Below are 214 nucleotides of genomic sequence, written 5' to 3' on the forward strand. Positions count from 1 at the left end.
TTTACTTTTCCATAATGTTTTTCTGCATAAGCTAAAGATCCTAAAAACGCTTGTTCTTCTCCTCCCCAAAGTGCTATTCTGATGGTTCGTTTTGGTTTTAAGCCAGAAGCTTTAATAATGCGCATCACTTCCATCATGACTGCAGAACCTGCACCATTATCAGTTGCTCCAGAAGCCGGATGCCAAGTATCGAAATGGGCACCAATCATAACCA

The 214-nt window shown here is 41.1% G+C and carries 1 protein-coding gene; it reads right to left on the reverse strand.

Features of this window, described 5'->3' with window-relative positions; translation table 11 throughout:
- Positions 1–214, reverse strand: a 214-nt coding sequence (locus FUA26_RS05405) for a M20/M25/M40 family metallo-hydrolase (RefSeq protein WP_147132685.1), incomplete at both ends; no start/stop codon positions are given.

The sequence above is a fragment of the Seonamhaeicola algicola genome (assembly GCF_007997385.1).
In the GTDB taxonomy this organism is placed as follows: Bacteria; Bacteroidota; Bacteroidia; order Flavobacteriales; family Flavobacteriaceae; genus Seonamhaeicola; species Seonamhaeicola algicola.